We start from the raw sequence: 21,917 nt of genomic DNA on the forward strand, positions 1-21,917 counted from the left end.
CCGCCTATGTTGCCGGCGGGCGGTATCAGTCCAGGCCATCTGCTTCTCCTATCGTCTCGACAACGACGGTGAATCACAACCTACTGATATCGCTCAACCACTTTCCGCTCGGGCTCTCAGTATTTTTGCTGGCGATCGTACAGCGAGCGATAATGCTGGATCCGCGTCACGCGCAGCCCGGGCATGCCCGAACGATCGATCGCACGCTGCCAGCCGGCGAACTCCTCGACCGTGAGGTTGTAACGGTCGCATACCTCGTCGACCGACAATAGCCCGCCATTGACCGCAGCGACGACCTCGGCCTTGCGGCGGACCACCCAGCGCGTCGTTTCCGGCGGGGGCAAGGTATCGAGCGTCAGCGGCTCCCCGAGCGGGCCAATCACTTTTGCGGGGCGAATCTTCTGGTTCTCGATCATTCTCAACCTCGATCGGGGCGGGGGGCCCCCTCTCATTCCTGTAACGTCCAATACGGCGCGGACTTGAACGCCGGCTAAAGCGGCGCGGTAAACAGCAGGTTCATTCCTGTTTCCACAATGTTAGCAGTTGTGCCATTGCGAGATTGAAAGCGCCGTGCGGCGGCGCGAACCACGGTGTCGCGGCGGCGGGTGTGAGACGCGCGTGGTGCATCGCCGTCGGGCTCGCCGCCTGGCGCGCCACCACCCCGACCAGCATCACCGCCAGATCCGGCGGCAGCGCGGTGACCCGCGCGTCGGGTTCGAAACGGTGAAAACTCAGATCCACATGCGCCCTTCCGAAGCGTCAGAGACTCGATCAAGCGCCCGGTGTAGCGAGACGTGATGAAGGCGCGGTAAAGCTCGCTGAAATGGCTTGGTAACGCCGGTAAATTTTACTCCTGACGCGGCAGCCGCTATGCGCGCGCCGATGATGGACTCGGTCGATTTCCAGTTTGGCGAGGCCCTGGCGGGCAAGCGCATCGTCGTCGCCATGTCGGGTGGCGTCGACAGTTCGGTCGTCGCGGCGCTCGCCGCGCGCTCGGGCGCGGAGACGATCGGCATCACGCTTCAGCTCTACGATCATGGCGAGGCGGTCGGCCGCGCCGGCTCGTGCTGTGCCGGCCGCGACATCCGCGATGCCCGCGCGGTATGCGATCGGCTTGGCATCGCGCACTATGTGTTCGATCATGAAAGCAGCTTTCGCGATCAGGTGATCGACGATTTTGCCGATGAATATGTTGCCGGGCGCACACCGATCCCGTGCATCCGCTGCAATATGGGCCCGAAATTCACCGACCTGTTCGGCATGGCGCGCGATCTGGGCGCGGATGCGCTGGCGACCGGGCACTATGTTCGCCGCGTGCTCGGCCGCGACGGCGCCGAATTGCACCGCGCCGCCGATCCGGCGCGCGACCAGAGCTATTTCCTGTTCGCCACGACCCAGGCGCAGCTCGACTATCTGCGTTTCCCGCTCGGCGACCTGCCCAAGCCGCGCGTTCGCGAGCTCGCGGTCGAGCTAGGGCTCGGCGTCGCGGGCAAGCCCGACAGCCAGGATATCTGCTTCGTCCCTGATGGCGACTATGCCTCGTTGGTGAGAAAGCTCCGCCCCGAGGCCGATATCGGCGGCAAGATCGTCGATGAGGCTGGCCGCGTGCTCGGCGTGCATCGCGGGCTGATCCACTTCACCGTCGGCCAGCGCCGCGGCCTCGAGATCGGTGGAACGCCCGAACCGCTCTACGTCATCCGGCTCGAACCGGCGACACGCCGCGTCGTGGTCGGCCCGCGTAGCGCGCTTGCCGTCGGCGCGGCGCATTTGTCGGGGATCAACTGGATCGGCGGCGATCATGTCGGCCCGCTGACCGCCAAGGTCCGCTCGCTCGCCAGGCCCGTCGCGGCGCGGCGTGTCGGCGACAGCATCTTGTTCGATGCGCCGGAATATGGCGTCGCCCCCGGTCAGGCCGCGGTGCTCTATGCCGGCGACCGTGTGCTCGGCGGCGGCTGGATCGAGGGCACGGAGCGCTGGGCGATGGCCGACGCCGCCTGAGCTTTACAGGAAGAACGTTCCCTCGATCACCGTGACGCAGCGACCGCCCAGGACGACGCGATCGCCATCGAGCCGGCACGTCAAATATCCGCCGCGCGCACTCGCCTGATAGGCGGTGAAGCTGTCGCGACCGAGCCGCCTTGCCCAATAGGGTGTCATCACCGCATGTGCCGATCCCGTCACCGGATCCTCGTCGATCCCGGCGCCGGGCGCGAAGACGCGGCTGATGATGTCGGTATCCTCGCCCGGCGCTGTGACGATCGTCAGTATGTCACCTTGTCCGGCAAGCTTGCGGAAATCGGGCGCGAGCGCGCGGATCGCCGCTGCATTTTCGAGCAAGATCAGGGCGTAGCGATGCGGATGCCACAATGTTTCGACCACTGACGACAGGCTGAGACCGGCGACGATCTCGGGTAGCGCTTTCGGGCTCGGTGCCCATGCCGGCAGCGCCAGTTCGTAGCCGTCGCCGGCACGCGTGACCGACAACGTCCCGGCCCTGCGCGTCAGGAAGCGGACGCTGTCGCGCGCCGGGTCCGACGACAGCACGAAATGTCCGCTCGCCAGCGTCGCATGGCCGCACAGCACCACTTCCGACGTTGGCGTGAACCAGCGCAGTTCGAAGTCCCGCCCCTCGCCGCCATCGTCGTCGCTCGCCGCGATCGGCACGAGGAAGGCGGTTTCGCTGACATTGTTCTCGGCGGCGATCTTCTGCAGCACATCGTCGGCCAGCCAGCCGGCGAGCGGCATCACCGCCGCCGGGTTTCCCGTGAAGGGCGCGTCGGCAAAGGCGTCGATCTGGACGAAGGGAATTCTCATAGCCGCTTGCCGAACCAATGGGGGGTGACATCCGCCTCGATCAGCGGATTGTCGGTGTCGATATGGCCATCGGGATCGAGATGGATCAACACCTCGGCCTTGGGAAAGGCGATGCGCAGTTCGTTCTCGACCGTTTCCATCACCTTGTGCGCCTCGGCCACGGTCATCTCGGGCGCGACGTACATGTGGAACTGCGCGAAATCATGCGCGCCCGACCGCCGCGTGCGGAAGTCGTGGATGCCGCGCAGCTCGGGATGACACGCCGCCGCGTCGAGGAAGCGTTTGCGCTCTTCCTCGGGCCATTCCTTGTCCATCAGCTGGTCGATCGCCTCCGACGAGGCGCGGAAGGCGCCGAACGCGAGCCACAGCGCGATGGCGATGCCGAACAGCGCATCGGCCCCGTGCAGGCCGAACTGCTGGTCGAGCAGCAGCGCTGCGATCACCGAGCCGTTGAGCAGCACGTCGGACTGGTAATGGACATTGTCGGCGCGGATCGCGACCGAGCCGGTCTGGCGGATCACGCGGCGCTGATAGGCTAGCAGCACCAACGTCGCGAGGATCGCGGCGACCGACACGCCGATGCCCAGTTCGCCCTTTTGCGTCGCGGCCGATCCGCCCAGCGCGACGACCGCGCGCCAGCCGATGCCGGCCGCCGACGCCGTGATCAGCATCACCTGGAACAAGGCGGCGAGCGCCTCCGCCTTGCCATGGCCGAAGCGGTGGTCATGGTCGGCCGGAGTCGCGGCAAGCCGAACGCCGTACAACGTCACCAAACTCGCGAGCAGATCGAGCGCGGTGTCGGCCAGTGACGCGAGCATCGCGACCGAGTCGGTCGCCCAGGCGGCATAGGCCTTGAGCGCCAGCAGCGACACGGCCATTCCCACGCTGGCGAGCGCGGCGCGCACCACGGGGGAGAAGGCGCGGCGCTGTTCCTCGGTCATGGGTAAAGCAATCCTTCCGTCCAGCCATCGCCGTCGGCAACGAACAGGCGGCGCTCATGGAGCCGGTGCGCGCGGTCTTGCCAGAATTCGATCCGGTCTGGCACGACGCGATAGCCGCCCCAGTGCGGCGGGCGCGGCACGTCCCGCCCGGCGAAGCGCGCTTCGATCTCGGCGAAGCGCGCTTCGAAGGTAGCGCGCGCGTCGAGCGGGCGCGATTGGTCCGACGCCCAGGCGCCGAGCTGCGAATCGCGCCCGCGCGAGGCGAAATAAGTGTCGCTTTCCTCGTCGTTTACCAGCGTCACCGGACCTTCGATCCGCACCTGGCGGCGCAGCGACTTCCAGTGGAACAGCAAGGCGGCACTGGCATTGTCGGCAAGCGCGGCCGCCTTGCGGCTTTCGCGGTTGGTGTAGAACACGAAGCCGCGCCGATCATGCCCCTTGAGCAGCACCATGCGCACCGTCGGCCGTCCTGCGGCGTCAGCGGTGGCGAGCGCCATCGCGTTCGAGTCGTTGATTTCGCTCTGGCGCGCCTCGGCATACCAGGTGTCGAACAGTGCGTGGGGATCGTCGGCCATGGCGTGCGACATATGGTGCGGCGGCCGCCAAGTCGAGCAACGAGCTTCAGTCGCGTCGCGTTGCGGCGATGCCTGACGAGATGGTCGGCGCCATCATACTGTATTCGCACGATAGCGCTGGCCTCGCGCGACCGTCCACGGCATGGTTCCCGGGGACGGCGAACAGGGGCGGTGTGTGCGATCGATCATTCGACGAGCGATGACCGTGCTTGCCCCGCTCGCGCTGCTCGCATTGTGCGCGTCGGACGCACCGGCGGCCGAGAATGTGCCACTGCTTCGCGCGCCGGCGCCCGCGGGGATCGAATGGGCGCAGATTCCTGCCGCCAACCCTGCGCGGCTGCGCGCCGTCGAGGACGGCAGCTATGATCTGCTGGAAGATACCCAGATCGATGCGACGGGTGATTTCGCGACGACCTTTCGTCGCCAGGCAATCAAGGTCGTCGATCGCCAGGGGCTGGAAGGCGCGGCGCAAAGCAAGATCTCCTTCGACCCCGCGATCCAGCGACTGATCGTCCACCGGATCGCACTGTGGCGCGACGGCCGCATGATCGACCAGACCGCCCGGGCGGCCATCGACCTGCTGCGCCAGGAAAACGAGCTCGACAACGGCATCATCACCGGTGAGCGCACCGCCCTGATCCGCCTCGAGGACGTGCGCGTCGGCGACGTGGTGGATGTCGCATGGAGCTGGCAGGACGTCGCAGGCGCATGGCCTCGCAATTTCTTCGACACGGCCAGCCTTGGCTGGTCGGTGCCGACCGGGCTGACCCGCTACCGCTTGAGCATGCCCGCGGGTCGCCCGCTCGTCGCCCGTTCGTTCGAGCATGCCCCGGCACCGTCCGTGCGCCGTGTCGGCAACGTCGTCGTGCGCGAATGGCGCGTGATGGACCCCGATCCGGTGACGGACGCTACCGGATCGCCGAAATGGTGGAACCCATGGGCACGCGTCAGCCTGTCGATGATGGCCGATTGGGGTACGATCGATCGCTGGTCGCAGCCCTTTTATTCGCAGGACCTGCGGCTGCCCGCCGACTTCGCCCGGCGGGTCGATGCGATCGCCGCCGCGACGCCCGATCTGAAGCGCCGGACGATCGCGGCGCTTCGCCTCGTTCAGGATTCGATCCGCTATACCAGCCTGTCGATCGGGGCGGGCTCGTTCGTGCCGCGCGCGCCGGCGGTCACCATCCGCAACGGCTTCGGTGACTGCAAGGACAAGACGCTGTTGCTGGTCGCCGTGCTGCGACGACTGGGCGTTACGGCCTGGCCGGCGCTTACCGACAGCGACCAGGGCCAGGCGCTCGATCGCATCCTGCCGGCCGCCAACGCCTTCGATCATGTCATCACGCTGGCGACGATCGGCGGGCGGAACTACTGGCTCGATGCGACGATGGATCATCAGGGCGGGCAGCTCGATACGCTGGCGCCCTTGCCCTATGGTTTCGCCCTGCCGATCCGGCGCGGACAGGACCGGCTCGTTGCGATCACCAACCCCGTGCCGGCATCCCCGACGATGGCCACAACCGAGCGCTATCGGCTCGACGCGAGCGGGATGACGCTCGATGTCGACACCGTCTATGCCAGCGACGAGGCCGATATCGAGCGTGCCAGCCTGGCGAAAAAGGGTTTGGCCAGGACCGAACTGGACAAGCTCGATTTCTATCGCAACCTCTATCCCGGTCTGGTGAGCAGTGGTTCGGTCGGGGTTGCCGATGATCGCGAGGCGAACCGCGTGATCGTGCACCAGCGCTTCATGCTGCCGGCCGACGCGGATGATTATGCGCGCACCACCCGCACGCTCGAACTCGCCGTCGGCACGATCCGTGACCTCTTCACCCGACCCGGCGGGCCGGCGCGCGCCGCGCCCGTCGCGATGACCTTCTCGATCAACCGGACCCATAGGATGATCCTCGATGTCGCCGATTTCCGGCCGTCGCTGTCGGGTCTCGAATCCAGCCACGGCCCCGGTTTCGATTTCGACGCTTCGTCGCATCACGATGGCGACAAGCTGGTGCTCGACTTTGCGCTGGTCGCCAAGGCACCCTTCATCGATGGGAAGCATGCGCCGGCGATCGCCCGCCAGATCGATACGGTGCAGCAGAACAGCGACTGGCTGGTCGATACCGTCGATCGCCCGGCGACCGCGGAGCAGCGGCGCGACAGCCTCGGCTTCGCCAGCCTTACGGCGGCGCTGGGATTTCTCGGCGGCTGGCTTGCCCGCTCCCGCCGCCGCCCCCGCGCGCGCCGCGTACCGGGGCCGTGGGGAACGCCGGCGCCACGCTGATCCGACCGACGGAACGACTCCGCCGCCCAGGGATTGAGTCGGCTTCGTAACAAGGGAGATGCGGGAACATGGCAGCGCGCGCCTATTGGCAGGGGCAGATCAGGCTCGCCTTGGTGTCGATTCCGGTCGAGATCTACAGCGCGACCAAATCGGGCGCGCAGGTCAGCTTCAAGCAGATCCATGAGCCGAGCGGCAAGCCGATCCATTACGAGAAGGTCGTCACCGGGCTCGGCCCGGTCGACACCGACGAGATCATGAAGGGCTTCGAATATGAGAAGGGCAATTTCGTGCTGCTCGAGCAGGACGAGATCGACGCGGTGAAGCTCGAATCGAAGAAGACACTCGAACTGACCCAGTTCGTCGATGCGAGCGAAATCGACGTGCTCTATTATGAGAAGCCCTATTTCGTCGTGCCCGCCGACGATCTCGCCGAGGAGGCGTTCATCGTCCTGCGCGAGGCGCTCCGCCGCACCAAAAAGGTCGGGCTCGGCCAGTTGGCGATGCGCGGGCGCGAATATGTCGTCAGCCTCAAGCCGTGCGGGCGCGGCATGGTGCTGGAAACACTGCGTTATGCCGATGAGGTCAACAAGGCGCAGGGGTATTTCCGCGACATTCCCGACGATAAGCCCGACGAGGAACTGCTCGATCTCGCCGAGGCGCTGATCGCGAAAAAGACCTCGGCGTTCGACCCGCAGGAATTCCACGATCGTTATGTCGATGCGCTGAAGAATCTGGTCGAGCGCAAGCGCAAGGCCAAGGGACGCAAGATCATCGAGGACGACAGCGACAAGCCGTCGGGCAAAGGCGCCTCCAACGTCGTCGACCTGATGGCGGCGCTGAAGAAGTCGATGGGTGGTTCCGCCACGACCCCTGACAAAAAGGCGGCGTCGGAAAAGAAGGCGCCGGCCAAGCGCGCACCGGCGAAAAAGCGTGCTTGAGCTGCGCCGTTTTCACTCCCCTCCCTTGAAGGGAGGGGCTGGGGGTGGGTGCGTATGGGGCGGGCGCTGCGCTCGCCTCATACGCACCCACCCCCGACCCCTCCCTTGTCCAGGGAGGGGAGAATGAAGGCCGATCCGCTCGCGCGCTACAACGCCAAGCGCGACTTCACCCGCACCGCCGAGCCGGCCGGCACGCTCGCGCCCGGTCACGGCAACCGCTTTCTCGTCCAGAAGCACGACGCCTCGCGGCTGCACTGGGACTTCCGGCTCGAGGTCGACGGCGTGCTAAAGAGCTGGGCGGTAACGCGCGGCCCAAGCCTCGACCCGAACGAGAAGCGCCTCGCGGTGCGCACCGAGGACCATCCGCTGTCCTATGCCGATTTCGAGGGCACGATCCCGGCCGGCGAATATGGCGGCGGCACGGTGATGCTGTGGGACCAAGGAACCTGGGCGCCGATCAAGGGCAAGAGCGCGAAGGACCTGGAGCAGGGCCATCTGCATTTCGTGCTCGATGGCCAGCGCATGAAGGGCGAGTGGCTGCTGATCCGGCTCAAGCCGCGCGGCAAGGAGAAGGGCGAGAACTGGCTGCTGCGCAAGATCGACGATGCCGGGGCGGGCGGCACCGACGCGCTGGTCGAGACCGCGCTGACCAGTGTGACGACCGGGCGGACGATGGTCGAGATCGCCGAGGGCAAAAAGGCCAAAATGGCCAACAAGAAAATACCGGCCAAAACGAAGGCCACCGCAAAGACGAAAGCCAGTGTTGCCTTTCGCGACCCGCAACTCTGCACCCTGGTCGATCACGTCCCGCCCGGCACCGCCTGGCTGCATGAGGTGAAATATGACGGCTACCGTGCCGAGATCGCGGTCGCCGGCGGCAAGGCGAAGGTCTTCACACGCTCGGGCCTTGACTGGACCGACAAATTCCCCGGCATTGCCGCCGCGGCGGCGAAATTGCCCGTCGACAGCGCGTTGATCGATGGCGAGATCGTCGCGTTCAAGGACGGCAAGCCGGACTTTTCGACGCTCAAGGACGCGATCTCCTCGAACGGCGAGATGACGCTGTTCGCCTTCGACCTGTTGTCGCTGAACGGCGAGGATCTCGCCGATCTGCCCAATATCGCCCGCAAGGAGCGGCTGCGACCGCTGGTCGTCGGTGCCGACGCGCATCTGCAATTTTCCGAACATGTCGTCGGGCAGGGCGAGGCGCTGTTCGAAACCATGTGCCGCGAGGGTTATGAGGGCGTCGTGTCCAAGCTCGCCGATGCACCCTATCGTGGGCGGCGGACCAAGGCGTGGCTCAAGATCAAGTGCACGCTGCGGCAGGAATTCGTCATCATCGGCTGGACGCCGAGCGACAAGACGCGCGGCATTCGCTCGCTGCTGCTCGGGCTGAACGGCCCCGACGGCCTGGTCTATGCCGGCAAGGTCGGCACCGGTTTCGACAGCGACACGATGGACGACCTGCTCGCCAGGCTGCGCCGGATCGAGCGCAAGACGCCGACCGTCGACGCTCCCCGGGCGGCGGTGCGCGGTGCGCATTGGGTTACGCCGACGCTGGTCGCCGAGGTCGCCTTCGCCGAGACGACGCCAGACGGCGTGCTGCGCCATGCGAGCTTTCTCGGCCTGCGCGGCGACAAGCCGGCCAGCGAGGTGGTCGCCGAACGGCCCGAGCCGGTGCCCGGCGCCCCGGCGGTAAAGGTGCAGGTCAGCAATCGCGATCGGCCGGTATTTCCCGACAGCGACGTCACCAAGGGGGAACTCGCCGACTATTACGCAGCGATCGCGCCGCTGATGCTGCCCTGGGCCGGTGATCGCCCGATCAGCCTGGTGCGCTGTCCGCAGGGGCGCGGCAAGGCGTGCTTCTTCCAAAAGCATGATGCCGGGACGTTCGGCGACCATGTCCACCACGTCCCGATCCGCGAGAAGGACGGCTCGACCGAACAATATCTCTATGTCGACGATGCCGACGGCCTCGTCGCCTGCGTGCAGATGGGCTCGATCGAATTCCATGGCTGGGGCTCGACCGTCGCGGCGCTGGAAAAGCCCGATCGACTGGTGTTCGATCTCGACCCCGATACCGAACTCGATTTCGACGTGGTGAAGAAGGCGGCGGAGGATCTCCGCGATCACCTTGCGGAGATCGGCCTCGCCAGCTTCGCACTGCTGTCGGGCGGCAAGGGCGTCCATGTTGTCGTGCCGCTGACCCCGGATGCCGAATGGCCAGCGGTCAAGGATTTCGCCGACCGCTTCGCGCGCGCACTGGCGCAGGCCGCGCCCGAGCGCTTCGTCGCGACGATGTCCAAGGCGCAGCGCAAGGGGCGCATCTTCATAGACTGGCTGCGCAACCAGCGCGGCGCGACCGCGATCATGCCTTATTCTGCCCGTGCGCGTGCCGGCGCGCCCGTCGCCGTGCCGGTGTCGTGGAGCGAATTGCGCGCGCTCGACAGTGCGCATCCTTGGGGCGTGCGCGATCTCGCCAAGCTGGTCGAACATGCCAATGCGCGGGCGTTGCAGGGCTGGGGCGTGGCGGATCAGATGCTGCCCGACCTCTAGAACCGGCGCCTGCGGGGAAGGATAAGGGCCATTACCTTGTTGCACCCGCGAAGGGATTGTGGTCGAGTCGTTCGCCCCAAGGGGAGAGAATGATCACCGATATGGCAGCTGTCGCCGCGCCCTCCCTGCTCGATCCCGCGACCAACGCCGCGCGCTGGATCGCCGACTATTGCACGCGCGAGCAGCGTGGCGACGTATTATGCGCCGGCCGTGACGACGCGGCTTGGGCGGCGGTGTTCGAGGAGATCGCGGCAATCGCCGGGGACGATCTCGGCAATGCGCGTGAGCGCGTGCAGCGCCACGCCGCGGATATCGGCACGGGCTTTCGCATCATCGGCGAGAATGAGGAGCGTCCCTGGCCGCTGTCGCCCGTCCCGCTGCTGATCGATGTCGAGGAATGGGCCGGCATCGCCGCCGGCATCCGCCAGCGCGCCGACCTGCTCGAAACCATCCTCGCCGATCTCTACGGCGACGCCACGCTGGTCGAGCGCGGGCATATCCCCGCCGCGCTGCTCGGCGGCAGTCCCTTCTATCTGCGGCCGCTTGGCGGGTTGGTCCCGCCCGGTGGGCATCATCTGCATTTCATCGCGGTCGACCTCGGGCGCGGCCCGAGCGGTGAATGGCGCGTGCTTGCCGATCACCTGCGCGCCCCGGCCGGCGCCGGCTATGCGCTGGAGAACCGCCTCGCCATTTCGCGCGGGCTCGGCAGCCTGCAGGGGCGGCTCAACATCGATCGCCACGCGCCGTTCTTCGCCGCCTTCCGCGCCGGGCTCGCCGCCGCCTGTCGTCGCAGCGATCCGCGCATCGGCCTGCTCACCCCCGGCCGGCTCAACCCGAGCTATCCCGAACAGGCGCATCTCGCGCGCTATCTCGGCCTGCTATTGGTCGAGGGCGACGATCTCGCCGCGCTCGAGGACAAGCTCTATGTCCGCACGATCGGCGGGCTGAAACGCATCGATGCGTTGTGGAACCGGCTCGATCCGCGACTGCTCGATCCGCTGGCGCTCGATTCGCATTCGAGCATCGGCGTGCCGGGGTTGATCGACTCGGTCGCCGCCGGCGATGTCGTCATTGCCAACATGCCCGGCGTCGGCGTGCTCGAATCGCCGGCGTTCGGTGCCTTTCTGCCACGTCTCGCAACGCGCCTGCTCGGCACCGACCTGCTCCTGCCCAACATTGCCACCTGGTGGTGCGGCGGCGATGGCGAACGCGCGCATGTCGTCGAGGATTTCGACCAGATGCTGATCGGCCCGGCCTTCGGCGTCGCACCGCTCGGCCTCGCCGACAATGCGCCGATTCACGGATCCGAGATCACCGGCGCTGCGCGCGCGGCGCTGTTTGCCGATCTGGAACGCCGGCCGCAGGATTATGTCGGGCAGGAGATCGTCCGCCTGTCGACCATGCCGGTGGTGGTCGAGGACCAGCTCGTCGCGCGGCCCTTCACGCTGCGCGTGTTCGCGGCGCGCGGCGCCGATGGCGGCTGGACGGTGCTGCCCGGCGGCCTCGCGCGGATCGGCGAGCATGCCGATGTCCGCGCCGCGTTGATCGGCGAGGGAAACTGGTCCGCCGACGTCGCGGTGCATGGCGGCGCGTCGGTCGATCAGGTCTCGTTGCTGCCGCCGCCCGACACGCTTCATGTGCGCCGCAACCCCGGCACGCTGCCGAGCCGCGTGGCCGATAATTTCTTCTGGCTCGGTCGTTATCTCGAGCGCGGCGAGGCGCAACTCGGTGTGATCCGCGTGATGCTCGGCAACTCGATCGATGTCGACGCCGGCGCCGCGCTCGCGCTCGACACGGTCGGGCGGCTCGTCGGGCTGATCGTCGCGGCCGGCGCCGCGCCGCACCCGCCTTCGCTGCGCCGCGCCGACCTCGCCGCCTTTGCGCGCACCGCGCTGGAGGGCGAGGGCGGCCAAAGTGTACGCGCGATCAACCGGCTGGCGCGCGGCATTGGCCAGGGCTCGCGTGATCGGCTCGCCGCCGACATGGTCCATCTGCTCGATGCGCCTTTCCCGACGCGCGGCGGGCTGCTCGATCGTACCGGCACGCTGCAGCGCCGCTATGCCGCGCTGTCGGGGCTCTCGGCCGAGCATATGGGCCGCACTGCGGCGTGGCGCTTCATGGACATGGGCCGCCGCGTCGAGCGCGCCGCGACGATGGCGCGCAAGCTGCGCAGCTTCGGCATGCCCCAGGCCAGCGGTGACGACCTGTCGACCCTGCTCGATCTCGCCGACAGCCAGATCAGCTACCGTCAGCGCTACCTCACCGGCATTGCGCGCGTCCCCGTCGTCGACCTGCTGGCGCTCGATCCCGGCAATCCGCGCTCGGTCGCCTTCCAGGTCGAGCGCATCCGCGAGCATCTCGCCGCGCTGCCCGTGCTCGGCGACGACGGCATGGACGAGCCGCAACAGGCGCAGGCCGCCGCGCTCACTGCGTTGCTCAGCGCGACCAGCGCGGCGGCGCTCGACGAGACATTGCTCGGCGAGATCGAGCGCAAGCTCTATGCGCTGTCCGACGCGATCGCGCGACGCTATTTTCTGCAGGGCGCGGAACCGTTGCGCGCCGGCGGGCTTACGCTGGCATGAGCATCCTGCCGTGATCTACGACATCCGCCACGTCACCCGGTTCGACTATGGCGGCGCGGTCAAGTTCGCGCGCTGCAATTTGCGGCTCAAGCCGATCATCTGGTCGGGCCAGACGCTCGAACGCTATCGCCTGACGATCGCGCCGTCGGGCCGTACCTATCCGGCGCGCGCCGAGGCAGGGCTTGCCAACGTCACCCGGCTGGTAATCGAGGAGCCGGTGCGCCAGCTGACGATCGAGAGCGTCTCGCGGCTCGTCGTCGACCGGCTCGTGCCGGTGCCATCGCCCGACGATCCGACGCTCGCCGAGATCGCCGCCGCCGCGCGCGCCAGCCGCGATCCGTCCCCCGCCGGGCCGGCCAATTACCTGTTCCCCTCGCCGTTGATCCCGCTCGACCGCGAGATCGCGGCGTGGTGCGCGCAGGAACTCGACCCCAACCGCCCCTGCCTCGACGCGGCGATCGCGCTGGCGCGGCGCATCCAGGCCGAATTCACCTTCGACGCCGAGGCGACCCTGGTCGACACGCCGCCGCACGAGGCGTTCGTCAAGCGTGGCGGGGTGTGCCAGGATTTCGCGCAGATCATGATTACCGGCCTGCGCGCCACCGGCCTGCCCGCCGCCTATGCCTCGGGCTATATCCGCACCATTCCCCCGCCCGGTCAGCCGCGTCTCGTCGGCGCCGATGCGACGCATGCCTGGGTGTTGCTGTGGTGCGGCGCGGTGCGCGGCTGGGTCGGCGTCGATCCGACCAATGGCATCTGGATGGCGGGCGACCATATCATCATGGCGATCGGCCGCGACTATGGCGAGATCGCGCCGATCGACGGCGTGCTGCTCGGTGCCGGCGGGCAGAAGATGACGGTGTCGGTCGATGTTGCACCGCTCGAGGAAGTCGCGGCATAACCGGGGATAACGATCGGCCCGATAATGGTGCGACGAGAGGCAGGGGAGGAAAGCCGTGAAGACGCGCATCACCGAAATGTTCGGTATCGAACATCCGATCATCCAGGGCGGCATGCATTACGTCGGTTTCGCCGAGCTGGCGGCGGCGGTGTCGAATGCCGGCGGGCTCGGCATCATCACCGGGCTGACGCAGCGCACCCCGGCCGATCTCGCCAACGAAATCGCGCGTTGCCGTGACATGACTGACAAACCGTTTGGCGTGAACCTCACCTTCCTGCCGATCGTCAATACGCCCGACTATCCCGGCTATGTCCGCGCGATCATCGAGGGCGGCGTCAAGGCGGTCGAGACGGCGGGCAACAACCCCGTCGCCGTGCTGCCCTACCTCAAGGATGCCGGGATCAAGGTGATCCACAAATGCACCTCGGTCCGCCACAGCCTCAAGGCGCAGTCGATCGGGTGCGACGCGGTGTCGGTCGACGGCTTCGAATGCGGCGGGCACCCCGGCGAGGACGATGTGCCCAATTTCATCCTGCTGCCGCGCGCCGCCGAAGAGCTCGACATCCCGTTCGTCGCGAGCGGCGGCATGGCCGACGGCCGCAGCCTCGTCGCTGCGCTGGCGCTCGGGGCGGAGGGCATCAACATGGGCACGCGTTTCATCGCCACGCAGGAGGCGCCGGTCCATGACAAGGTCAAGCAGGCGCTGGTCGCCGCGTCGGAACTCGACACGAGGCTGGTGATGCGCTCGCTGCGCAACACCGAGCGCGTGCTCAACAACGCCGCAGTCGAGCGGCTGATCGAAAAGGAACGCGCGCTCGGCGCCGATCTGAAATTCGCCGACATCATCGAGGAAGTCGCCGGGGTCTATCCGCGCATCATGAAGGAGGGCGACATGGATGCCGGCGCGTGGAGCTGCGGCATGGTCGCCGGGCTGATCCATGACATCCCGACCTGCCGCGAACTGATCGACCGGATCATGGCCGAGGCCGAGACGATCATCCGCCAGCGGCTGGCGGGAATGCTGGCTTAACGGGCTGCACTGCCAAGCCCGTCCAGATGCGGCCATCCGAAGCTGGGCCGGCGGGGATCGATCGCCGTTATGGCAAGTCCATCCACTCACCCTCGCCGCCGATCGGATCGGCCGGCGGGATCGGCGTCATGCGCGGCAGGTCGGTGGCCATCGCGCTGCGCTGGCGCGGATCGAGCAGGCGCCGCGACAGGCTTTCCGCCCAGTCGCGATCCGTTCCGTCGCCGCCACGCCGCGCCAGCGTCGTGCCGAGCCGCTGTAACCGCGCGTCAATCAGTGCGGCGACATCGGTTGTCGTCGTCTTGTTCGCCGCGACCTGCGCAAGCTTGACGATGGTGCGCTCCGCGATGCGCCGGGTCAGTGCATCGCTGCGCGCCGGGACGGTGCGCGCGATGACGGCATCGAGCACCTCTTCCACGCCGAGCGCCTTCGGATCGACGTCATGCTGCGCCGCGACGCGGGCAAGCCGCGGTGGCGAGAGCAACGCGTTGAGGCTGATTTCCACGGCGGCGTCGGCCGCAATCAGCGGGTCGAAGATCGGGCTGGCATGGCTGGCGAATATCTCGATGTCGAACTGCCTGTTGTCGCTGCCATTGGCGGCGGCCGACAGCAGCGGAACGAGCCGGTCGGGCACGCGCAATGCGGTCGGTGAGAGTGTCTGCAATATCGCCTCGAGCGCGGCGCGCTGATCGGCGGGCGACACCGGCGGCGCCGCTTCATGGCCATCGCCATTGACGGCATAGCTGAATTCCGCGCCGCCGATCGCCTTTGCAGTGGCGACGACCTCGTAGCGGTGCAACAGCCACAATGGCACGAAGCGGCGGCGGAGGTTGGCGACCGGTTCACCGGGGGCGAGCGCACCCAGCCCGAACCGCGCGATCACGGCGGCGCGAACGTCGAGCATGCGCCGAAGCTCGCTGGTCGGATCGGCGCCGTCGTCCCACAGGCCGCCCCATGGCTGCGCGGTGTCGGGCGATCGGGCATTGTCGTCCTCGACATAGCGCATGCCGGCGGCGACCACCGCGCGCGCCTTGGCATCGGCCGCAGCCTGGCGATCGGCGCGCGATACCGGCTCACCGTACAACCAGTCGGTCGTTGCCATGTCCCATACGCCGAGCCCGACGCCATAGGCATCCGACAGGTCCGGCTTGCCGCCGACCAGGCCGATGTGCGGCGCGGGATAGTCCATCACCGATGCGCGATCCTGCGTGCTGGCGGCGAAATTATGCGCGAAGCCGAGCGAATGGCCAACTTCATGCGCGGCAAGCTGGCGCAGCCGGGCGAGCGCGACGCGGACCGGGTCGTTGGCGGTGCCCGTGTTGAGCTGGTCGGCCCCGACCAGCGCCTGGAAAATCTGGATGTCTTGCCGCGCACGCCGCGACCCGAGCACGACCATGCCCTTGACGATCTCTCCGGTGCGCGGATCGACGATCTCCTGCCCATAGGACCAGCCGCGCGTCGCGCGATCGTCCCAATTGACGATGTTGTAGCGCACGTCGAGCGGGTCGACATCGTCGGGCAGCACCTTGACCTGGAAGGCGTCGATATAGCCGGCCGCCTCGAATGCCTTGGCCCACCAGCCAACGCCATCGACCAATGCCGAGCGGATCGGTTCGGGCGCGCGGTTGTCGACATAGAAGACGATCGGCTTGCGCACCCGCGATCGCGCCGCCGTCGGGTCTAGCTTGTCGAGCCGGAAGCGATTGGCGTAATCGCGCACCACATCCTCGCCGAGCGGCGCGCCGAACGCCAGTGTTTGCGTCGAAAAGCCGCCGATGCGCTGGTCGAAGGCGCGCGGCACGAAGCCGGGGCCGGGCAAGCGCACTAAGCTGTGATGCACCGTGAAGCTGATCTGATGGGCGTCGGGCGCGATATTTTCGACCTCCGCGCCGGGCTGCTCCGAGACATAGGTCTGCACCGCATCGACTTCGATATTGTCGGGAAAGGCCTTGAGCGAGCCGGGATCGGCGGCGCTCAATTTTTCGGCGAGCTTGAAGCCTTTGCCTTGTCCCTGCGCATCGCCGGTGCCGAAATTGTCGCCGCTCTGGTCGAGCGAGCTGGCGATACCGAGTGTGTCCGACGCGAGAAAGCCGGCGACGTCGATCACCATCGTGCCGTCGGCGCGGGTCTCGCCGATATCGCCGAGCCATACCGTGGAGGTGGCGAAGTCGACGCTGCCGACAGGGTCGGCAGCCGCTGCCCCATGCGCGCGGAAGCGCGGGTTTTCGAACTGGATTGCGAGCTTCTTGCCGATGCGGCGAAAGGCGATGATCCGCGTCGCGCCGATCCGCCCGCGATCGAGGAACGTCGGTGCGGAGCCGAGCCCGGTGCGCAACGCGACGGTATAGAGGAAGCGTGCCGCTACGCCGTCCGCGCCCGCCGGCGGCAGCGTCAGCAGGATCTTGCTGTCCCTGGGATCGGCCTGGACGGGGAGCAGTGTTACGGGCGCGAGCGGCGCGGTGGCGAGTGCATGCGTCCGGCCCGGCACCCCGGCGACGGCGGCTGGCGCTATGGCCAGCGCGAGCACCAGCGCCATCCGCGAAAACATCTGCTGCATCGTGTGTCCCCCAACCATCGCATCCGGTTTAATCGCGTTGGCCGCAACTTCAACCGCCGCACGCCGGGCTGGGCGATTGCGAAAGACATTGCGCAGAAGGTTTGCACTCACCTCTTCGATCCCCCACATAGCGGCAAGACTCATCAACCGGGGCAAGAATGGCCGATCCGTATCAGACCTTGGGCGTGGCACGCACCGCGAGCGAGGCGGAGATCAAGAAGGCGTACCGCAAGCTCGCCAAGGAACTCCATCCCGACAAGAACAAGGACAATCCCAAGGCGACCGAGCGTTTCAGCCAGGTCACCAACGCCTATGATCTGCTGACCGACAAGGACAAGCGCGCGCGCTTCGACCGCGGCGAGATGGACGGAGACGGCAACCCGGCCTCGCCCTTCGGCTTCGGCGGCGGGCCCGGCGGCTTTGGCGGCGGCACCGCCGGTTTCCGGCCCAACCCCGCCGGTGGCCCGGGCGGTTTCGATTTCGAGGGCGCGCCCGATTTGGGCGACGTGTTCGAGGGGTTGTTCTCGGGCGGCGGCAAGGGTGGCGGTTTTGCCAGCGGCTTTGGCGGCTTCGGGCGGCGTCAGCCGCAGCCCAAGGGCGCCAATGTTGCTTATCGCCTCAACGTGCCGTTCGTCGAGGCGGCAACCTTGAAGCCGCAGCGCGTCACGCTCGCCGACGGCAAGCCGATCGACCTCAAGCTCCCCGCCAATCTCGAAAACGGCACGCAGATGCGGCTCGCCGGTAAGGGACAGGTCGGGCCGGGCGGCGCCGGCGACGGCATCGTCACGATCAACATCCAGCCGCACCGCTTCTTCACCCGCGATGGAGACGATGTGCGGCTCGATCTGCCGATCAGCCTCGCCGAGGCGGTGCTTGGCGCCAGCGTCAAGGTGCCGACGGTCGAGGGCGCGGTGATGCTGACCGTGCCCAAGGGCACCAGTTCGGGCAAGGTCCTGCGGTTGCGCGGTCGCGGGTTCCACAAGAAAGACGGCGGCAAGGACGGTGGTCGCGGCGATCAGCTCGTCACGCTGATGGTCGACCTGCCGGCCGATGACGCGGCGCTGACCGAGTTCGTGCAGGGCTGGGCCGGGCGTGACAAGGGGAACCCGCGCGGCAATCTCGGGGTTTAGCCGCCGATGCAGGACGCCTCGCCGCAATCCCCCGAGGAACGGGCGAAGCATCCCGAGCAGGCGGCGGTGCCGGCGCACCCGACCGGCTGGATGGCCCCGGCCAGCATCGCCTGGGCGGTCACCCGCCGCGTCCTCGTCGGCGTGTTCAGCAACGGCTTCATCTATGCCGGCAACCTCGCCTATCTCGCGCTGCTGACGGTCTTTCCGTTCTTCATCCTCGCCGCGGCGATCGCCTCGCTGTTCGGGCAGCGCGCCGACGTGGCCGAGGCGGTCAGCGGCTTTCTCCACGCGCTGCCGCCCGATGTCGCCGACCTGCTGCGCAAGCCGATCGCCGACGTGCTCGCCGCGCGGACCGGCGGGCTGCTATGGCTGGGCGCGCTGATCGGACTGTGGACCGTCGGCAGTTTCGTCGAGACCCTGCGCGACATCTTCCGCCGCGCGTACGGCGTGACCTTCAGTCGGCCGTTCTGGCATTACCGGCTCGGCTCGATGCTGGTGATCGTCCTGTCGGTGATTCTCTCGCTCGCCTCGCTGCTGCTTCAGGGTGTACTGCTCGGCGTGCAGGAATTCATTTACCGCATGCTGCCCTGGGCGTCCGACCTGGCGGGCTGGATCGGGTTGTCGCGGCTGGTGCCGGGCGTGGTGATGTTCGGCGCGCTCTATGCGCTGTTCTACTCGGTGACGCCGTCCAAATATCGCTACAGCCGCTGCCGCAAATGGCCCGGCGCGCTGTTCACGGCCGTGTGGTGGGTCAGCGCGACCGCGCTGCTGCCGGTGATCCTCGCGCGTGTCGGGCGCTACGACCTGACCTATGGCTCGCTCGCCGGGGTGATCGTCGCCTTGCTGTTTTTCTATATCGTCGGCCTCGGGCTGACGATCGGCGCCGAACTCAACGCGGCACTGGCGGAAGCCGACCCGGACAGGGTAGAGGGGGCCAACAAGCTGCAAGGGACGACGGCGTGACGGGTTTGATGGCAGGAAAACGCGGGCTTATCATGGGGCTCGCCAATGATCGTTCCTTGGCGTGGGGGATTGCGAAGAAGCTGTCCGAGGCGGGTGCGGAACTGGCGTTCAGCTATCAGGGCGAGGCAATGGAAAAGCGCGTCCGTCCGCTCGCCGAGCAACTCGGCGTCGCGCGCCTGTTCGATTGCGACGTATCCGACATGACCGCGCTCGATGCGACCTTCGCCAAGCTCGCTACTGAGTGGCCGACGATCGACTTCGTCGTCCACGCGATCGGCTTTTCCGACAAGAACGAGCTGCGCGGCGGTTATGTCGACACCAGCCTCGACAACTTCCTGATGACGATGAACATCTCGGTCTATTCGTTCGTCGCGGTGTGCAAGCGCGCGGCGGCGCTGATGCCCGATGGCGGCTCGCTGCTGACGCTGAGCTATTACGGCGCCGAAAAGGTCATCCCGCACTATAACGTCATGGGCGTCGCCAAGGCCGCGCTGGAAACCAGCGTGCAATATCTCGCGGTCGATCTCGGCCGCGACAATATCCGCGTCAACGCCATCTCGGCCGGCCCGATCAAGACGCTCGCCGCCTCGGGCATCGGCGACTTCCGCCTGATCCTCAAATGGAACGAGCTCAACGCGCCGCTCAAGCGCAACGTGACGATCGAGGATGTCGGCGGCGCTGGCCTCTATCTGCTCAGCGACCTGGCGAGTGGCGTCACCGGCGAGACGCATCATGTCGACGCCGGCTACAACGTCATCGGCATGAAGGCCGAGGACGCGCCGGATATCGCGCTGGTCTGATGCCTCGCCCCTTCGCTTGGGGATAGCGGCAAGCCTGCAATCCAGCGATCCCCGGCAGGTGCTGGGCGATGCGTTCAGACGGGTCTCGGAAATGTGACGCGAAAAGCCGCGCCGCCGCCAGGACCCTCCAGGCAGCAAACGTCGCCGCCATGCCGGCGGGCGATCTGACGCACGAGGCTCAGGCCGAGTCCGTGGCCGCCATCGGCTTCGCTGGCGCCGCGCACGCGGTAGAAGGGCGTGAAGATCGCCTCCCGATCGACCTCCGGTACGCCGCTCCCGCCATCGATTACGTCAAGTTGTGCGCTTCCCGTGGATAGCGTCAACGTCGCGCTGGTCGGCGTATTGCCGCCATGGCGCAGGGCGTTTTCAAGCAGGTTGCGGATCATCCGCCGAATCAACGCGGGATCTCCCGGAATGCTGACCGCTTCGACCGCGCAATCCACTGCCATGCGCGAACATTCCTCGGCAACCAGTGCCGCAAGATCGACCTCCACAAACGGTCGCTCGCGCGCGCCCGCCATGTCGAGGCGACTGGCGAGCAGCACCTCGCCGATCAACTGATCCAGCTCAGCGATATTGCGCGCCAGTTCGGTGCGAAGCGCCGCCGGTGCGCTATCCTCCAGCAACTCGATCGCCATGCGGATTCGCGCGAGCGGCGAGCGCAGTTCGTGCGAGGCGTTCGCCAGCAGGGTTTTCTGCGCGCGCATCAACGCTTCGACGCGGGCGGCAGCTTCGTTGAAGCTGATCGCCAGTCGCGCGACCTCGTCCCGGCCCTCGACCGCTACCCGGGCAGACAAGTCGCCAGCGCCCCACGCCGCGACGCTCGCCTCGAGCCGTTCGAGGCCGCGCGTCAGCCGTCGTATCACCGGATAGGAGGCCAGTGCGACGACCAGCGCGATGACCATGAGCAGGCCCAGCATGCTGACATGGGCGCGGGCGCCGGGCATGGTGACCGGCACCGTGCCATACCCTCGGTGCGCGAGGCCGAACAGCACTGCCGCGACCACCAGGCTGGTCAGCAGCGCAAGATAAATGCGCACATAGAGGCGCTGCCCGAGGCCAGAACGCCTGACGACGGAACCGCTGGGAGGATACTCAGCCATCCTGCACCCGCACGAACACATAGCCCGAACCGCGCACCGTCAGGATACGCTTCGGATCTTTCGGGTTGTCCTCGATCATCGCGCGCAGGCGCGCGATGTGGACGTCGATCGACCGGTCGAACGGCTCGTGCGTCCCGCCCTTCAACGCGTCGATCAATTGGTCACGCGACAGGACCCGCCCGGCGCGTTCCGCCAACAGCGCGAGCAGATCGAACTGATAGGCGGTGAGCATGCAGACGCGACGATCGATCAGCACCGCGCGCGCGTCGCGATCGATCTCGAGGCGGCCGAAGCGGAGCGTCGCCGTGCCGGCCGCCTCGACCAGTCGTGGCCGCCGCAGCACGGCGCGCAACCGCGCGAGCAATTCGCGCGGTTCGAACGGCTTGGGAAGATAGTCGTCGGCGCCGATTTCGAGCCCTATCACGCGATCGAACGGGTCACCCTTGGCCGTGAGCATCACGATCGGCACTGAATCGGTCGGGCTCGGCAGCGCGCGGATTTGCCGACAAAGGTCGAGCCCATCGCTGTCGGGCAACATCAAATCGAGCAGCACTGCGGCAAAGCTGCCATCGGTCTGGTCGCGCAGGGCGGCAATGCCGCCCTCGCCGGTGGCGCTATGCGTCACGACATAGCCGTTCTGGCCGAGATAGGTTGCGACCATCGTCGCAAGGCGCTGGTCGTCCTCGATCATCAGGATGCGCTTGGCCATGGCGTTGATCTCGGGCGAGGAGGGCATCAGGCGGATCATA

Annotated in this window: 18 protein-coding genes; 10 read left to right on the top strand and 8 right to left on the bottom strand. The window is 67.2% G+C overall.

The window, feature by feature from the left end; all coding sequences use genetic code 11:
- Positions 1-116: 116 nt before the first annotated feature.
- On the bottom strand, positions 117-416 hold the full coding sequence (gene sciP, locus U1839_RS14705; RefSeq protein WP_281126806.1) for a CtrA inhibitor SciP: 300 nt from the start codon (positions 414-416) through the stop codon (positions 117-119).
- Positions 417-516: 100 nt separating this feature from the next.
- Complete coding sequence (locus U1839_RS14710; protein ID WP_332804364.1) at positions 517-741, bottom strand: hypothetical protein; 225 nt, start codon at positions 739-741, stop codon at positions 517-519.
- A 144-nt stretch (positions 742-885) separates the two neighbouring features.
- Here U1839_RS14710 and mnmA point away from each other — a divergent pair, with 144 nt between their 5' ends.
- Positions 886-1,998, top strand: a complete 1,113-nt coding sequence (gene mnmA, locus U1839_RS14715) for a tRNA 2-thiouridine(34) synthase MnmA (protein ID WP_332804463.1) — start codon at positions 886-888, stop codon at positions 1,996-1,998.
- Positions 1,999-2,001: 3 nt separating this feature from the next.
- On the opposite strand, the gene U1839_RS14720 is transcribed toward mnmA, so the two are convergent.
- From U1839_RS14720 to pdxH, 3 genes are read right to left on the bottom strand one after another with little or no spacing between them, the layout of a single operon-like run.
- Positions 2,002-2,814 carry a PhzF family phenazine biosynthesis protein gene (locus tag U1839_RS14720; RefSeq protein ID WP_332804365.1) on the bottom strand — a complete coding sequence of 271 codons (813 nt, stop codon included), beginning with the start codon at positions 2,812-2,814 and terminating at the stop codon, positions 2,002-2,004.
- Positions 2,811-3,755 (bottom strand): cation diffusion facilitator family transporter, encoded by a 945-nt coding sequence (locus U1839_RS14725; protein ID WP_332804366.1) that lies wholly within the window; start codon positions 3,753-3,755, stop codon positions 2,811-2,813. Before U1839_RS14725 ends, U1839_RS14720 begins: the two co-directional genes overlap by 4 nt.
- Positions 3,752-4,330, bottom strand: coding sequence for a pyridoxamine 5'-phosphate oxidase (gene pdxH, locus U1839_RS14730; RefSeq protein ID WP_332804367.1), 579 nt, complete (start codon positions 4,328-4,330; stop codon positions 3,752-3,754). The genes U1839_RS14725 and pdxH overlap by 4 nt, the downstream gene beginning before the upstream one ends.
- Before the next feature lie 199 nt (positions 4,331-4,529).
- Between pdxH and U1839_RS14735 the strand changes: the two genes are divergently transcribed.
- The 6 genes from U1839_RS14735 to U1839_RS14760 all read left to right on the top strand — a co-directional run bounded on the left by U1839_RS14735 (position 4,530) and on the right by U1839_RS14760 (position 14,618).
- Positions 4,530-6,611 (top strand): DUF3857 domain-containing protein, encoded by a 2,082-nt coding sequence (locus U1839_RS14735; RefSeq protein WP_332804368.1) that lies wholly within the window; start codon positions 4,530-4,532, stop codon positions 6,609-6,611.
- A 68-nt stretch (positions 6,612-6,679) separates the two neighbouring features.
- Positions 6,680-7,549: a non-homologous end joining protein Ku gene (ku, locus tag U1839_RS14740; RefSeq protein ID WP_332804369.1), complete on the top strand. Its 870-nt coding sequence runs from the start codon at positions 6,680-6,682 to the stop codon at positions 7,547-7,549.
- A gap of 123 nt (positions 7,550-7,672) precedes the next feature.
- Entirely contained in the window at positions 7,673-10,105 is a 2,433-nt protein-coding gene (gene ligD, locus U1839_RS14745) for a DNA ligase D (RefSeq protein WP_332804370.1), read from the top strand.
- 101 nt (positions 10,106-10,206) lie between these two features.
- Complete coding sequence (locus U1839_RS14750; RefSeq protein WP_332804464.1) at positions 10,207-12,687, top strand: circularly permuted type 2 ATP-grasp protein; 2,481 nt, start codon at positions 10,207-10,209, stop codon at positions 12,685-12,687.
- 10 nt (positions 12,688-12,697) lie between these two features.
- Positions 12,698-13,588, top strand: a complete 891-nt coding sequence (locus U1839_RS14755; RefSeq protein ID WP_332804371.1) for a transglutaminase family protein — start codon at positions 12,698-12,700, stop codon at positions 13,586-13,588.
- A gap of 55 nt (positions 13,589-13,643) precedes the next feature.
- Positions 13,644-14,618: an NAD(P)H-dependent flavin oxidoreductase gene (locus U1839_RS14760; protein WP_332804372.1), complete on the top strand. Its 975-nt coding sequence runs from the start codon at positions 13,644-13,646 to the stop codon at positions 14,616-14,618.
- A 67-nt stretch (positions 14,619-14,685) separates the two neighbouring features.
- Here the strand turns inward: U1839_RS14760 and U1839_RS14765 are convergent, their stop codons facing one another.
- The gene (locus U1839_RS14765; protein WP_332804373.1) at positions 14,686-17,172 is read right to left on the bottom strand and encodes a zinc-dependent metalloprotease; all 2,487 of its coding nucleotides are present in this window, start codon (positions 17,170-17,172) and stop codon (positions 14,686-14,688) included.
- A gap of 158 nt (positions 17,173-17,330) precedes the next feature.
- On the opposite strand from U1839_RS14765, the gene U1839_RS14770 reads away from it, so the two are divergent.
- From U1839_RS14770 to fabI, 3 genes are read left to right on the top strand one after another with little or no spacing between them, the layout of a single operon-like run.
- Positions 17,331-18,302: a DnaJ C-terminal domain-containing protein gene (locus U1839_RS14770; protein WP_332804374.1), complete on the top strand. Its 972-nt coding sequence runs from the start codon at positions 17,331-17,333 to the stop codon at positions 18,300-18,302.
- A 6-nt stretch (positions 18,303-18,308) separates the two neighbouring features.
- Positions 18,309-19,265: a YihY/virulence factor BrkB family protein gene (locus U1839_RS14775; protein ID WP_332804375.1), complete on the top strand. Its 957-nt coding sequence runs from the start codon at positions 18,309-18,311 to the stop codon at positions 19,263-19,265.
- Positions 19,262-20,065, top strand: a complete 804-nt coding sequence (fabI, locus tag U1839_RS14780; protein ID WP_332804376.1) for an enoyl-ACP reductase FabI — start codon at positions 19,262-19,264, stop codon at positions 20,063-20,065. Before U1839_RS14775 ends, fabI begins: the two co-directional genes overlap by 4 nt.
- Positions 20,066-20,139: 74 nt before the next feature.
- Here the strand turns inward: fabI and U1839_RS14785 are convergent, their stop codons facing one another.
- A complete protein-coding gene (locus U1839_RS14785; RefSeq protein ID WP_332804377.1) occupies positions 20,140-21,105 on the bottom strand; it encodes a sensor histidine kinase in 966 nt (321 codons plus the stop codon).
- A 55-nt stretch (positions 21,106-21,160) separates the two neighbouring features.
- The gene (locus U1839_RS14790; RefSeq protein WP_332804378.1) at positions 21,161-21,916 is read right to left on the bottom strand and encodes a winged helix-turn-helix domain-containing protein; all 756 of its coding nucleotides are present in this window, start codon (positions 21,914-21,916) and stop codon (positions 21,161-21,163) included.
- Between the last annotated feature and the right edge of the window lies 1 nt (position 21,917).

Source organism: Parasphingomonas halimpatiens, from assembly GCF_036663795.1.
Lineage (GTDB): Bacteria > Pseudomonadota > Alphaproteobacteria > Sphingomonadales > Sphingomonadaceae > Sphingomonas.

Coding starts and splice junctions, on each gene's coding strand:
- sciP (WP_281126806.1), bottom strand. CDS start 416: ATGATCGAGAACCAGAAGATTCGCCCCGCAAAAGTGATTGGCCCGCTC.
- mnmA (WP_332804463.1), top strand. CDS start 886: ATGGACTCGGTCGATTTCCAGTTTGGCGAGGCCCTGGCGGGCAAGCGC.
- U1839_RS14720 (WP_332804365.1), bottom strand. CDS start 2,814: ATGAGAATTCCCTTCGTCCAGATCGACGCCTTTGCCGACGCGCCCTTC.
- U1839_RS14725 (WP_332804366.1), bottom strand. CDS start 3,755: ATGACCGAGGAACAGCGCCGCGCCTTCTCCCCCGTGGTGCGCGCCGCG.
- pdxH (WP_332804367.1), bottom strand. CDS start 4,330: ATGGCCGACGATCCCCACGCACTGTTCGACACCTGGTATGCCGAGGCG.
- U1839_RS14735 (WP_332804368.1), top strand. CDS start 4,530: ATGACCGTGCTTGCCCCGCTCGCGCTGCTCGCATTGTGCGCGTCGGAC.
- ku (WP_332804369.1), top strand. CDS start 6,680: ATGGCAGCGCGCGCCTATTGGCAGGGGCAGATCAGGCTCGCCTTGGTG.
- ligD (WP_332804370.1), top strand. CDS start 7,673: ATGAAGGCCGATCCGCTCGCGCGCTACAACGCCAAGCGCGACTTCACC.
- U1839_RS14750 (WP_332804464.1), top strand. CDS start 10,207: ATGGCAGCTGTCGCCGCGCCCTCCCTGCTCGATCCCGCGACCAACGCC.
- U1839_RS14765 (WP_332804373.1), bottom strand. CDS start 17,172: ATGCAGCAGATGTTTTCGCGGATGGCGCTGGTGCTCGCGCTGGCCATA.
- U1839_RS14770 (WP_332804374.1), top strand. CDS start 17,331: ATGGCCGATCCGTATCAGACCTTGGGCGTGGCACGCACCGCGAGCGAG.
- U1839_RS14775 (WP_332804375.1), top strand. CDS start 18,309: ATGCAGGACGCCTCGCCGCAATCCCCCGAGGAACGGGCGAAGCATCCC.
- U1839_RS14790 (WP_332804378.1), bottom strand. CDS start 21,916: ATGATCCGCCTGATGCCCTCCTCGCCCGAGATCAACGCCATGGCCAAG.